At 56.6% G+C, this 13,095-nt stretch carries 16 protein-coding genes; 10 read left to right on the forward strand and 6 right to left on the reverse strand.

Annotated elements, in window-relative coordinates:
* Positions 1-7: 7 nt before the first annotated feature.
* Genes FQ705_RS15835 through FQ705_RS15845 form a run of 3 tightly spaced genes read right to left on the reverse strand, consistent with a single transcriptional unit; the run spans position 8 to position 738 of the window.
* Complete coding sequence (locus FQ705_RS15835) at positions 8-316, reverse strand: hypothetical protein (RefSeq protein ID WP_144142668.1); 309 nt, start codon at positions 314-316, stop codon at positions 8-10.
* Entirely contained in the window at positions 309-512 is a 204-nt protein-coding gene (locus FQ705_RS15840) for a hypothetical protein (RefSeq protein ID WP_144142670.1), read from the reverse strand. The genes FQ705_RS15835 and FQ705_RS15840 overlap by 8 nt, the downstream gene beginning before the upstream one ends.
* Positions 505-738 (reverse strand): hypothetical protein, encoded by a 234-nt coding sequence (locus FQ705_RS15845; protein WP_144142671.1) that lies wholly within the window; start codon positions 736-738, stop codon positions 505-507. The genes FQ705_RS15840 and FQ705_RS15845 overlap by 8 nt, the downstream gene beginning before the upstream one ends.
* A 164-nt stretch (positions 739-902) precedes the next feature.
* Here FQ705_RS15845 and FQ705_RS15850 point away from each other — a divergent pair, with 164 nt between their 5' ends.
* From FQ705_RS15850 to FQ705_RS15865, 3 genes are all read left to right on the forward strand, one after another.
* Positions 903-1,271: a hypothetical protein gene (locus tag FQ705_RS15850; RefSeq protein ID WP_260854536.1), complete on the forward strand. Its 369-nt coding sequence runs from the start codon at positions 903-905 to the stop codon at positions 1,269-1,271.
* A 768-nt stretch (positions 1,272-2,039) separates the two neighbouring features.
* Entirely contained in the window at positions 2,040-2,438 is a 399-nt protein-coding gene (locus FQ705_RS15860; protein WP_186307877.1) for a hypothetical protein, read from the forward strand.
* 300 nt (positions 2,439-2,738) lie between these two features.
* Positions 2,739-2,984, forward strand: coding sequence for a hypothetical protein (locus tag FQ705_RS15865; protein WP_186307878.1), 246 nt, complete (start codon positions 2,739-2,741; stop codon positions 2,982-2,984).
* 24 nt (positions 2,985-3,008) lie between these two features.
* Here the strand turns inward: FQ705_RS15865 and FQ705_RS15870 are convergent, their stop codons facing one another.
* Together FQ705_RS15870 and FQ705_RS15875 are read right to left on the reverse strand one after the other, a co-directional pair.
* Positions 3,009-3,323, reverse strand: coding sequence for a hypothetical protein (locus tag FQ705_RS15870; RefSeq protein ID WP_144142673.1), 315 nt, complete (start codon positions 3,321-3,323; stop codon positions 3,009-3,011).
* Between the two features lie 37 nt (positions 3,324-3,360).
* Entirely contained in the window at positions 3,361-4,284 is a 924-nt protein-coding gene (locus tag FQ705_RS15875; protein ID WP_144142675.1) for an AraC family transcriptional regulator, read from the reverse strand.
* Between the two features lie 275 nt (positions 4,285-4,559).
* Between FQ705_RS15875 and FQ705_RS15880 the strand changes: the two genes are divergently transcribed.
* On the forward strand, positions 4,560-5,390 hold the full coding sequence (locus FQ705_RS15880; RefSeq protein WP_144142677.1) for an SDR family NAD(P)-dependent oxidoreductase: 831 nt from the start codon (positions 4,560-4,562) through the stop codon (positions 5,388-5,390).
* 130 nt (positions 5,391-5,520) lie between these two features.
* Positions 5,521-6,282 carry an SDR family NAD(P)-dependent oxidoreductase gene (locus FQ705_RS15885; RefSeq protein WP_144142679.1) on the forward strand — a complete coding sequence of 254 codons (762 nt, stop codon included), beginning with the start codon at positions 5,521-5,523 and terminating at the stop codon, positions 6,280-6,282.
* A gap of 351 nt (positions 6,283-6,633) precedes the next feature.
* Here the strand turns inward: FQ705_RS15885 and FQ705_RS15890 are convergent, their stop codons facing one another.
* On the reverse strand, positions 6,634-8,094 hold the full coding sequence (locus tag FQ705_RS15890; protein WP_144142681.1) for a patatin-like phospholipase family protein: 1,461 nt from the start codon (positions 8,092-8,094) through the stop codon (positions 6,634-6,636).
* Positions 8,095-8,566: 472 nt separating this feature from the next.
* Between FQ705_RS15890 and FQ705_RS15895 the strand changes: the two genes are divergently transcribed.
* The 5 genes from FQ705_RS15895 to FQ705_RS15915 all read left to right on the forward strand — a co-directional run bounded on the left by FQ705_RS15895 (position 8,567) and on the right by FQ705_RS15915 (position 12,835).
* A complete protein-coding gene (locus FQ705_RS15895) occupies positions 8,567-8,854 on the forward strand; it encodes a DUF1330 domain-containing protein (protein ID WP_144142683.1) in 288 nt (95 codons plus the stop codon).
* 690 nt (positions 8,855-9,544) lie between these two features.
* Positions 9,545-10,093: a septal ring lytic transglycosylase RlpA family protein gene (locus FQ705_RS15900; protein WP_260854537.1), complete on the forward strand. Its 549-nt coding sequence runs from the start codon at positions 9,545-9,547 to the stop codon at positions 10,091-10,093.
* Between the two features lie 182 nt (positions 10,094-10,275).
* Entirely contained in the window at positions 10,276-11,280 is a 1,005-nt protein-coding gene (locus tag FQ705_RS15905; RefSeq protein ID WP_186307879.1) for a class I SAM-dependent methyltransferase, read from the forward strand.
* Positions 11,273-11,659 (forward strand): hypothetical protein, encoded by a 387-nt coding sequence (locus tag FQ705_RS15910; RefSeq protein ID WP_144142687.1) that lies wholly within the window; start codon positions 11,273-11,275, stop codon positions 11,657-11,659. The genes FQ705_RS15905 and FQ705_RS15910 overlap by 8 nt, the downstream gene beginning before the upstream one ends.
* Before the next feature lie 156 nt (positions 11,660-11,815).
* Positions 11,816-12,835, forward strand: a complete 1,020-nt coding sequence (locus FQ705_RS15915; protein WP_144142689.1) for a LuxR C-terminal-related transcriptional regulator — start codon at positions 11,816-11,818, stop codon at positions 12,833-12,835.
* Positions 12,836-13,095 lie beyond the last annotated feature (260 nt).

Below are 13,095 nucleotides of genomic sequence, written 5' to 3' on the forward strand. Positions count from 1 at the left end.
CCTCCGACTAAGCGCTGCACAAACGCCGAAACGGATGGTTGGGCAGTGCAGCGGTATAGGCCTCAGCGTGGGCGCTGTAGTCTTCCATCCATTCTGTGAAATCGCTGTCGTGGGTTTCGCAGTTGTTGATGCCGAGCTGGGCGAGTCGCGCGGGCAAAGAACCGGCCGGCGCGGCCGCTTTGATTGCTTCGAAGATCGCGCATACATCCGCGAAGGATTGAGCGGCGTGAGCGAACAAGCCACTGGCCTTGTCGACACGGAATACGATGTCTTTGAGGTCAATCGGCTCAGTCGTTGTGTCGATTTTCTCAGGCATGCGCCACCCCGTCGGCAATGCGGTTGATCTGGCCAGCGAGATCCGCCGCAAGCTCGAGCACCGAGTCCTGCAGCACCTCTGTCAGGCCACTGAACTGCTCAAAACCGGCGCCGTAGCACATGTTGAGCAGCGCTTCGAGCTGCTGGGCCTTCGCGCCGATCGTCGACAGCCTGTCGGTCAAAGCGAACTTATCCATGGCACGCCTCCGCGAAGCAATCGGCTGCCGACGCGGCGCGTTCGCCGTAATTTGCAGTCAACTCTGAGCCGATCTGAGCGAGCAGAAACGCTTCAGCCGGATCACCCAAACCGCTCATCTTTTCCAAGATGCCAAATAGCGCATTCGCCTGATTCAACGCTACTACGGCTGCGGTCAGTTCGTTCGCCGCCCGCGCCCTGCACAATTCTTCTATGTCCTGCATCATCGCCAGTCTTCCGTGTGTGTCTCGGCCCGTCGCCGAATCGATACGCATTCTGGCCTACCCGCAGCTCAATCGATTCATCGAAAAGGCATCCATTTGGGTGGCATTTGAGTGGCTAAATAAGTGTGATATGGCACCTAAATTGCGCCGTCGCTAGAATCGCGACTATGCCAGCAGATACGATCACCAAGACGTCCGTGCGTCTCCCCAAGACGCTCCACGCCGAACTCGAGAAGGCGGCTGAAGCCGCGGGCCTAACCGTTAATGGGGAGATGGTTTATCGGCTGCAACACGACCCGCGAGGCGAGTCTGCGCGGGCGGTCTTGGCGGAAATCGAAAAGAGAGACGAGGCAATTACTAACTCGCTCCGAAAGCAGAACGCTGCTCTATGGGGTGTCATCGACCGAGCGGACGGCGTATTGGAGCATGTTGTCGCTGCGATGGCTCAGGTAAAGCCCGGCACGGATGCCGCAGCGCTGAAGCGGGAAGTGGAGTTTTCCCGCGAGCTGATCAATGCCATCAGGGCGCATCGATAGGGTCGGTTTTAGCCGCCTCGGAATAACATCAAACTGGCGGGGAGGGGCGAAGAAGGAGCTTCGGCGCTTTTTTCGTTTACTTGCCGCGCGACTAGGTTAGGCGGAACTGACGGCCGAAGCCGACCCTGTGAGGTCGGCTTTTTCATGGGCCGAACAATCCGGCATCAACGCTGCCGTTAGACGGGGATCGGGAGCAGCAATCCTTACGTGGGAAAGACCGCACAGAACGGTTGGGTATCTTTCCTTCGGCGAATCGTTGGGCTACTCTGTATATACAGAATGACGTACCGATCAACGATCCTCCTGCGCTAGCTTGTGCAATATTCATCCATTTTTATTGGGATTTTGGGTGTTTTCTTCTTGATATTGCAAATTTCTGCTATGGACTCATATGAAGACTGTATATACAATCTCGGTCCTGACAGTGACGCGGAGCGACCGTGGCGCAGAATTCGACCCCAAATTTGCAAATATCTCCCAGCGTTCAGGCGAAGTTGGCTGGGAAAACCCCGCCGGTAAAGCGGGACGAGATCCTACAGTGCTTTGCGAATCGAGAGGGTAAGTTTCTCTTAGATACTCGGGAGGATCACCAATCCGATCCCCCCACGCGATGGTTCATCGCGGAGACCAATTTCGGCCGAAAACTGAAGATCGCGTTCATCGCGCGCGGGCAGGTAGTCACAATTCGCACCGCTTACGACCCGAACGAAGATGAACTGCGGATCTACAGTAAGTACGCTATGTAAGCAATCTAGATAGGAGTTCGACATGAGCAAAGCCCCACGAATCCCGGCAAGCGACGAAGCATGGGACGAGGGTCTGCTGGGTCGCGAAGAGCAGTTCGTTGCTGTTGATGAGGGACAGGATTTCGCAGACCTCGACGCTGGCCTCGATCTACAATTGATTTCAATTCGCTTGTCCAAGAGCCTCATTGACGATTTCAAGGCCATCGCCCAGATCCATGGTCTCGGGTACCAGCCGCTAATGAGACAGGCGTTGCACCGTTTTGCCGAGGGGGAGAAGAAGATGCTTCTCCAAGCAGCGGCAAGCGAGCACATTAAAAATCAGAGGCAGCGAGAAGCCGATCGCGCAAAGCAAAAGGCCGAAAAGGCTGCGAGCGGCCGTGGGCCGATGGACAAACGTCCCCGAGAGAAAAAGGCGGCGTGACCCCTCGCTGTTATGTCCGTTAACAAAGCCTGCAGAACGCAGGCTTTGCCCATTTCGGCCCTAATGATCGTGTCGACGGATTTGGAGGGTTGGTTGGTGGGTACGATTCCTCAATAAGCCGGAAACCGCCGCCAAATATAGGCCTTTGGGGGACCGTCTCTCCGCCAGAATCAGATGATAAGCCGTTGAATCTATAAGGATTCAGCGGCTTTTTGTTTTCTGGCTCACAAAGCGACTATCAAACGTCGCATCCTCAACCGTCCGTGGCTTTTCGCTCGTCCGTCTAGCAGCATTCCAGCAATGTGGCATGTGGTCGAGCCGAACAAAGCATGGAAGTTGTCCTCGCGGCAAGTGGCTACTGGCGCAAATCTGTCGGTGATCGGCGGGTCGCTGAACTACGAGTCGACGCAGACAACGGCGATCGACGCGCGCCTGTGGATGACACCGGTAAGAGAGTCCATGCAGACAGCGGCGACAGCGACGCTGGCGGCAGCCGGCCTGAATAGCAAGAGCCCGGAAGATAATGAAATTTCGAGTTGCGAGTGACTTCGGTTTTGAATCGAATGATCGTTACGAGGGAAAGTTGCGCGGCCACTTCAAGGCGGGGACTGCCACGTTTGTCAGGCAGAGTGCGGCCGGTAGCGGACCTTCGAGGCCGCAATGAAGATCGTGAACAATCTGCTCGATCGCGGCCGTCTGATCGTACGGCCCAACCGAACGTCGGACCAATGAACGAACTGCAGCTTCAAACCAGCCGGTTTCTACTTTAGAAGACTTCGGCGATCTGATGCGCGTGCGATTTTCGATGCTTGCGCGCAGGACGATCGCGGGCGCAAAATAAATTGGATCGGCCGCGTTAGTGGCAACTGAATCTCCTGGCGTCATCAGTGGGTCGTGGCGAGGAATTCTGATCTGCGCACCGTCACCCTCGAAACCTGGAGATGTCTTTCAGCGGCGGTGCTCCAAAGAATCGACTATATTCCCGATTAAACTGGGATGGACTTTCATATCCAACCTGCTGAGCTGCGCTGGCAGCATCAATGCAATCAGTTAGCAGCAATCTCCGAGCTTCGTGTAGTCGAAGCTGCTTTTGGTACTGAAGCGGACTCATCGCAGTAAGTTCGCGAAAGTGGTGATGGAACGTGGATAACCCCATAGAGGCCCGTGCGGCCAAGTGCTCAACGCGAAAGGGCTGCTGGTAGTTGTCCTTTAACCATGCGATCGCCTTTCCCATTTGATGGCTCTGGCTGCCCACATAGCGCATCTGCCGAAGATGTTCGCCCTGTTCGCCAGCCAGCAATCGATAGAGCAACTCCTGTTTCAACATTGGCGCCAGCGCGGAGATATGTTCGGGCTCGTCAAGTAGTGCCACAAGTCGGGTAAGGCCTGTCAACAGCGGTAGTGTGAGTTCGCTTATCGCCATGCCACGCCCTGGTCCACCTTTCCGAGCATACGAGAAATCATGGTCGACCATCAACTGAGAAATCGCTTTGGGTTCGAGGGTGAGCATCAGCGAAAGATAGGGCCTGTCCTCGGTTGCTTCCATAACTTGACTGACGGTCGGAAGGTCCACGGCCGTCACCAGGTAGTGTCCGCCATCATATTCAAACATCTCGTCGCCCAGCGCAACTCGTTTGCGCCCTCTGGCAATGACCGCAATGCTGGGCGGATACATGCCACTGGCCGGTTGCCCAGGTGCGGTCCGCCTGTAAAGGGTCAATCCGGGAATTCCAGTCGGTTGGTCGTCAGACTGGCTTGTCCACCGTGCTATCTGCTCGATGAGATCGACCCGAGCCAACGCCATCCTTTCGTCGCTCTGCATTCGTTTCGGTAAAGTCGATTTCATGAAGATTTACCTCTTGTGACGCCGTCTAGAAAGAATAGCAACTCTAGTAACTCGACGCTGACCTTCTTCTTGGGATCGACACGAATAGGCAATAAACAGGCACGAATGATCTATCGCGTGTTGGCCGCCTCGACGCATACTTGGTCATTCGAGGAATGTCTCGTTGGGCGGAATGCAGTCAACATGGCGGCACTCGGGCGGGGCAATTTTCAATTGCGCCGCCGGCTGTGCGGCTTGCCGAAACGAAGAGAGACGTTTGAATGCGGAGCTTTTCAATGAGTAAAGTTTGGTTTATTACGGGTGCGTCACGCGGCATTGGTCTTGAACTGGCGAAAGCTGTGGTCGAGGCAGGCGACCGGGTGATTGCCACGGGACGCAAGCTTGAGAGCGTTGTAAGGGCGCTAGGAGAGTCGGAGAACGTGCTTCCGCTAGCGCTCGATGTATCCGATGAAAAGCAGGCGATTCTGTCGATCAAGGCAGGCTCGGAGCACTTCGGGCGAATTGACGTGGTCGTGAACAACGCAGGCTTTGCCGTGCTCGGTGCGCTCGAAGAGGTGAGCGACGTGGAAGTTCGCAGGCAGTTCGATACAAACGTCTTCGGCCTGCTCAATGTCACACGTGCGGCGCTTCCTGTTCTTCGCAATCAAGGCAGTGGACATATCATCAATTTATCGTCACTGTCGGGCTTTCACGGCGATGCTGGGGCCTCAAGTTACTGTGCGACGAAGTTCGCAGTAGAAGGCATCACGGAGTGCCTCGCGCTCGAAGTGGCGCGGCTGGGAATCAATGTGACGGTGGTGGAACCAGGCTTCTTTCGTACCGACTTTCTCAACAGCAACTCAGTGAAATATGCCGAGAAAGTCATCGACGCTTACGCTGAGACCGCCGGCGCAACGCGTACCGCGACCGTCGATGTGAACGGCAAGCAGGCAAACGACCCCAAAAAGCTCGCTGCTGCACTCGTCATGCTCGCCAATCAAAAACATCCTCCCCTTCGCTTCACCGCAGGCGCAGATGCGGTCGAGCTGTTTGAACAGGAGATTGCGAAACGTAACGAGAGTCTTCAGCAATGGCGGCACGTGTCGGTGACATTGCAGCATGATTGAATACCTGCGCGTTGTGGGTTCGCATGGCCATTCGCTGCTTGATGTCTGTCAGCGAACCGAGCGGGGAATGATTGCCGGACTGAGTGAGAATTCGGGCAGTCCCATGCATTGAAGGTAAAGGGAGGTTTGAATGTCGGAGAGTCTTCAAGGAACCGTGGCGTTGATTACCGGCGCGTCCAGCGGGATTGGCTATGCCGTCGCGTTGCGTCTCGCAACTGCAGGTGCCTCGATTGCCATTGTGGCGAGGCGCCGGGACAAGCTGGAGGAACTAGCTAGTAAGATAGGGGCGACCGGATCGAAAGTGCTGATTATTGAAGCGGATCTTGTCGACCCCGCGCAGGCTGCCGCAGCCGTAGCAAATACCGTGACCGAGTTCGGGCGGCTGGACACGGTAGTGAACTCTGCGGGCGTCATGCTGAACGGCGATTCGCTCACGACGCCAATGGCGGATTGGGAGTTGATGGTCGATCTCAATCTCAAGGCGTTGATGTACGTAACCAAAGCTGCGCTGCCTCACCTCATCCGGGATGTGGAAACTAGTCCCCGACATGTGGCTGACGTAGTGAACATCAGTTCGATAGCGGGGCGGGTTGCCCGTCGTCATGTGGCGATCTACAACGCGACCAAATTTGGTGTGACTGCCGCGACTGAGGCGTGGCGTCAGGAATATACGAGGCAATCGGTGCGATTCTCCGTCGTCGAACCAGGCGCGGTCGAGACGGAATTATTTGATCATCAAAGCTCAATTACGCAAGAGGCGTATCGGAAAATGTTTTCTGACGTAGAAAAGCTGCATGCGGCCGACATTGCCGAAGCCACAGCTTTTATTGTCACGAATCCGCGTCGTGTGGCCGTGAATGAAATCGTTATCCGACCAACCGATCAGGTCTGACGCAACGGCAACCAGCCGACGGCAGATGTGGCTCGGCTTTTCGCGAGATAGTCGAGACTTCGTGTTTTTTTGGATGAATCGAGCAATTCGACACCGCTCTGGAGCTTGCCTCGTATCGTACAACGGCCGCTTTCGGGAAAATGAAGGTCGCCTCAGGGTTGCATACTGCCGATTGCGTCGACATCAGATTCGCGGAGCGTTTGCCGTTTGCATGAGACGGTGATCGGGCCGGTTGAGACGCTCGCACAACGCAAACCACCGTCTGCTTATGCTCGAGCGTTCGACACTCGCTGTCGCCTTTTTGCCGACTTCCAGGATATCCCCGAGCGAAGTCTGGCAGCCTATGGATCCCTACTTTGCAACAGGCATAGCCGAAGGCGCGGAAACAGACTCATCAGCAACGCGGGCCCCTGCGTCCTTTAACATTTGCTGGAAATCCGGCGAATCGAGTATCAGCTTTCCAGCCGCGGCACGAAGGCGGTCGACTGCCTCGTCCGGCAGGTGAAACGACGTTGGCAATTGATTCAGGTAGTCATATTCGGTCTTGTCCTTCAGCGCCTGGAACGACACATCGATTACGTAGATGTCGGCGTTGGGCGCGTTTGCGATGTAATTGGGCTTTGGGTCCTTGCTGTTTGCGAACCCAGCCGAGTCGCGGAGTTCGCGTAAGGCTGTCCATCGGGCGTCGATGTCTTTCAGCAATTCCACCGACTCGCTGGAATAGCGGTCAATCGGTACCCCCGCCGCTTTGGTCAGAATGTCCAGGCTGCCGGGCGGGTTCTCGGACTGGTTCCATTTATTAGCCGGGGACGAAACCGAGTTGACGACAAAGATGATGAATCTGCGTACGTTATCAATTGGAGTGGGCTTGCCCGCTGCTCGCAACGCCTCGAACGTTTCGATGAAGTCCAGTACCCCGCGTAACCCCAGATTGTCGGAGACTCCACCGTCCACAAGATGGAAGTAGGGATCTTGTTCGGCATTGCTAAATTCCCGCAATTCCTGCAGGCGTTTGAGAACTCTACCGGCCGGCCTTGGCGGCTTGTAGGTGTCCGTAAACCGACGAATCCATTCGGGTTCGTGATAACCGCAGGTGCCTCCATAGTTATTGATCGTGATTGGCGAAAGTACGACCGGCACCGCCGACGATGCAGCTGCGGCGCGTGACAACCTGATCGGCCCAAGGTCCGCGCACATGACATCGAAGTTTTGCTGGAGAAAGACTAATCGCGATCCAGTCGTGAGTTCCGTAGCACTGACGGCGATCGCTGGTCCGTTGGCGCGATTGAGGTCATCAAACGTTGCCCCCTTAAACAGGATTTCGTCATAGAGCTGTGCGGCGAGATCGGACCGTCCCCAGCCTTTCGACGATAAGGCGGCCCAGTTCAATGGGTTCAGGACTCGGGATACGAGCTCGCCCTGCACGTTGCGTTTAAGGAAACTTTTCTCGTAGATATCGAACAGCTTTTCGCCATACAAACCGTAAGCAAGCGCCGTAAAACTTCCGCCTGACACCCCCGTGATGACATCCACCGAGTCGAGCAGACGTGAACGTTCGCCCGATATGTCGACGATTTCCGTGCGTCTCAGCGCTTCCAGCACCCCGTAGGAGAATGCCGCCGCACGCGTGCCGCCCCCTGAAAAGGCAAGAACTACGAGATCCTGCGGGTCTCCGCGGTTACGTTCCAGTTTCTCGAACTGCATCGTCTCATGGGATTCGTACTTGACTATTGGCGGGTTGATGGCCCGCGTCGCACAAGCGCCTAGCAGCAACGAGGCGACCAACGACAGAGCTATCGTGATCGAAGACATGTCTGTGCTCCGATGCGACTGAAAATCGATCGCGGATACGCAGTGGACGTAATGTTCGAACCGCCAGGCAGCTTGCAAGGCGTTCACTGGCCAGGCGTCGCGGATTTTCTGATGCCCGGCACACTGTGGCAGTCTAGTTCGCGACGCGCCGAATTAGGCGAATTCAAGAGGCTGTCGATGTTCGCGAAATGCTATGCTGTACTTGCTAACAGTAATGTCTCATGTTGAGCTATCTGCGGACGCCCACCGCACTTGGGCGCGTCTCCACAGGGTCGATATGCGTCTGACGCGAGAAGGGAAATCGGCTAGAGAACTGCCCGCTGCGTTCGCCTCGTCAAATTCTGTTTGCGAGCACCGGACGGTTATCCCGCCCAAGGACGATCGACAATGCACCGACACTGCGTATCGAGTTCCAATGCAGTTTCATGGCATCATCGTACGCACCTTCAGAGCCACCGCAGGAGCCTAAGCCATGGCGACTTATATTGTCTTCACAAGGGAAAGCACGCAGGATCAGGGTGAGCTCGACATCTACCAAAGCAGGGTGGGCGAGACTTTCAAAGGTCATCCCGTCAAGATTCTCGCTGCTTATGGACCTCAACAGGTCCTTGAGGGCGACGCGCCAGAGGGCGTCGTGATCGTGGAGTTCCCGTCGACGGCGGCCGCGCGTGCGTGGTACGACAGCCCGGCGTATCAGGAGGTTGCGCAACACCGGTTTAAGGGCGCACGCTATCGCGCCGTTCTCGTCGAAGGCATGTGAGAAAAGGCGGTGACGATCGGGCGCGCGGAACACCGTCGGCTTTGAGGATTCAGTGCGGGTCGGGGCGTCCTCCGGCCAGTAAACAGTCATTCGACAACAGCCAAGGAATCATGGCCAATCGCTGAGTTCGACCGGGGAAGGCCGCGCTTGCTTACACAGCGACGTTAAAACAAGAACGAAGGGAACGCGCACATCAGCTAATCCCTGATACTGGATGACGCTATGGATGAAACACTTGAATCGCGCTACGCCGTGATTCTGTTATCGCGCATTTCTCTCGCGATGGGGACTTTCTTACCATCGTTCACCATCGCGTAACGTCCAACTACCTTTCGATCGTGCAATCCATCACGCTCGCGAGCGGCACTAAAGCCTTCTCAAACGCATTGCGGTATCCGAAACAATTAATCCGCTCACACCAGCGCAAAACAAGACCGACCACTGCGAAGTCAGCAACCGCTCATTGCTGAACCTCAATCTGCCCGGCCGGCTTAACCAGACCAGACCTCGCAAACCGCGATCTCCACCAACTCGCGCGGCCTCAACAATTGAAACCTATAATCCGAACAGGCCTGCCCGGTCGATATCGTCGGAGCCTTCCCGACATCCCGCACACACCGGCACTTCACGCATCGATCTCGCTGGATCAGCGGCCGCCGCATTTCGAGCGGCTTAAAGGAGTGGCACACGGTGACCAACCTTCATACGAGAAGGAGCCGGCTGACCCGCCGGCTTTCAACGCTGCTATTTGTGGTGCTGTCGTGTTGCATGAACGGGGCGCTCCTTGCTGAGGAAAACGCGCCGGCCAGCGCCGCCACACAGACCAGCCCGAAACTCGACCGCAGCGGCAAAACCCGCACCGGGGAGGCCTCCTACTACGGCCACAAGTTCTACAAAAAGAAGATGGCCGACGGCACGCGCATGGATCCGCAGTCCAATTCCGCCGCGAGCAAGACGCTGCCGCTCGGCACCAAGGCCAAGGTCACCAATCTGGAAAATGGCCGCACCGAAGAGGTCGAGATCAAGGATCGCGGTCCCTACGTCAAGGACAGGATCGTCGACGTATCGCCCAAGACAGCAGACAAGCTCGGCTTGAAAAAAGACGGCACGGCCCCGGTCGAAGTGAAGCCGACGGAAGTGCCGCAGGCCGACGGCAGTGTGAAACCGGGCGCGGGCGCAACGCAGTCTCCGGCAGCCAGGTCGTCGGCCGATCTGCAAGGCGCGCGTTCCTCCAATTGATTCGACGCGATCGTGAGCGCGCCTTTCAGGTGTACTCTGACGTCATCGCGCGCGGCCGCGCCGTGGCCAAAACAAGAACAACAAGTTGCACTGATGAAATATTTTCTATTGCCATAGATCGTATGCCAGAGGGAACTTGATTCATGTTGACGCAACTACAATGCCCTTCATGCAGCAGCCTTTTGCTGGATTACAAAGAGAAAGCTCATGTCGTGATCTGCCGGTCCTGCAGAACCGAATTTAGCGCGGCTGACGGCGTTATCTGCTTCGTCCCGAGCCACCGTTTCACCCAACTGGACAATATCGATTACGACGCGCACTACTCGATTTCCAACGAGTCGTCGCAGCAAGCCTTCGCCGGCCTGAAGGCCGTTCTGGGCGAGCGGCTGAAAGACGACTACGAGGTCTTGCTGGAGATTGGCGCCGGAACCGGAGGTTTTACCAAAGGCTTGCTCACCAACGTCAAGGTGGGCAGCGCCATCGTCACCGATATTTCTTCGAAGATGCTGGCGGTTTGCAGAAAGAGGGTGCTCGCGGACGAGCATTTGGCCGATCAGGTCATTTTCAGCACCTACAGCGCAGTAGAAGACATTTTTCCTGCCTGCAGCGTCGACTGTGTCATCGGAAGCTTCGTCCTGCATCATATTCTCGACTACAAGGGCTTTCTGCGCACGTCATACGACCTGCTCAGGAAAGACGGCTCCTTCATTTTTGCCGAGCCCTCCTACAAGTTTCATTACGCGCTCGTCCAGTCGATGTCGGAAGTACTCGAGACTCTGGTCAACGAGGGGGAGTTGAACGCCGAGCACGATCTCATCAGACTGGGCAACTGGATTCACGAGTTGCACTTCAATCTGAAATACGTGGGCGATCAGGAGGTCCTGTCGGATCGGGAGGATAAGCATCTCTTTCTACGCGAAGAGGTGGAGCAGGCCGCGTTCGATGCGGGTTTCGACCTCGTGGAAACTATTCCCTATGGCGACCCCGAGCACATCGACTATTGCCTGTTGAGCTATCTGCCGCAGCTCGATCTATCGCCCGGGTTTCTGAAGCGGGCGACGGGTTTGTTCGATCTTTACCACACCCGATATTTCGATCTTCTGGAGCCGGCGGACTCGGTGCCGGCATACGCTTTCTTCTTTAAAAAGCGGGCCAATCTGATTTCGAGGGTGTTCAAACATGCTTGATCTGATCGAGTACAACGCGCTGCGGTTTCACCTGAGTGTCCAGCTCGATCGGGTAGACGGTCACGGGCGCATCAAGATCTCCGGGTGGATCTGCTGTCGCGCGGAGATATTCAAATTGAACGTGCGCCTGAATGCAGCGGAATTTCAGGCGCCGGTGGGATATCCGCGTCCCGATGTCTACAAGGCAATCAATCCGGATCGCAGGTATCCGTTTATGAATTCGTATTTCAGCGGGGTCGACTCGGAATTCAGGACCGACAACGCAGGGCTCGTCGAGGGGCTGAAATGCATGGCCTCCATGGTCGATAAAAAAGGCACGTTGTTTGCAGAAATTCCTTTCGAGTTCGACGCAGAGGGCAAGGCCAATCTCTACTCTTAGCGCGATCTGCGCCACCCAATCTCGCTGTGTCGGCTATAACCATTAGCAGCGTGCGAATTCCATCAGACTGCGGCCGTTTTCCTCATATCAATAGCGAGGCGCGGCGTGCGTTTCAAGCCGAGGTCCGGCTACCGATCCGACAAGCGTGCAGCGCCCATGCTCATCCAGTTCATTGCTCCAGCCGGTTTGTTTCGTGACGGCGTCGCGCGTCTGCTGGGCGACCTGGGAGGCGGCGTGGAAGTCAGGTGCGCCGATTACGCGTCGAGCAAAGGCCAGCGCCAGGCGGCCGTCGATATCCTCGTGCTCGACGGCGACTTCGCGGCCGACGCGCTGGTTACCGCGACAACATCCTATCGCCTCGCACCGGGCCTGCCGGTTCTCACGCTTTTGACCGCGGTCGATCCGCAAACCGTCGAGCAATTCAGTTCAGCCGGCGTAGCGGGACAACTGGAGAAATCCGCGTCGGCGCAGGCCCTGCTCGATGCGCTGCGTCTGCTGCTCGCGGGCGGCCGCTATCTGCCCACGGCGTTCCGTTGGCCGGAAGACCCCTCGGCGGCGCGTCTCGCGGACACTGCGCACAACCCCGACGCGGCAAGCCACTTTCTTACGCCTCGCCAGTTGCAGGTGCTCGCCCTGGCGGCGCGCGGCGACTCGAACAAATCGATCGCGCGCGAATTGAACATCAGCGAAGGCACGGTCAAAGTGCATTTATATACGGTGTACAAAGCATTGAAGGTCGGCAGCCGCGCGCAGGCGAGCGTGGCCGCTGCACGCTTGCAAAAAGTCGGCGACGCGGCGCTTCATCACGCTTTGGACGGTCAGCTTTCGGTGGGACGCCTGCTGGCCTATACGACGCCGACCCGTTTCAGATCGGGCGAAGTGCTATTTCACAAAGACGACCCGAGCGACGCGCTTTACTACGTCGTGCGCGGCACAGTCGCGCTCGACGAAATCGGCATTGAGGTAGGGGCCGGCACGGTACTGGGCGAGATCGGGTTGTTCTCGCCGGGGCATCGGCGCACTTGCTCCGCGCGTTGCAAAAGCGACTGCGAATTGTTGAAAGTGTCGGGTGCGGACGCCATGCGGCTTTATTATCAGGATCCCGAATTCGCGACTTATCTGATCCACCTGATTACCCGCCGGCTGGAAGCTGATAATCAGCGAAAGAGGCGCTAAGCCAGTGCATACCAATACGCGGGAATTTTGTCCGATATTGACTGATATAAATGTATGGGGTGGCAAAAAATCCGCATTCACCTGACATTTTTGACCTATAACACATACAAATCGCGGGTCTGTTAAAGAGGTGGGGTGCGCATTCGCGCAGCCCGTTCAGACGCGCGAGTCCCATGACGAGGTGCACCCCGGCGCGGCGCAGAGAGATCGCGGATGTGTGGCCGCGACTTTTCCCAACGTCGCATTCGATCGAATGCGCG

The organism is Paraburkholderia sp. BCC1884, from assembly GCF_900996225.1.
In the GTDB taxonomy this organism is placed as follows: domain Bacteria; phylum Pseudomonadota; class Gammaproteobacteria; order Burkholderiales; family Burkholderiaceae; genus Paraburkholderia.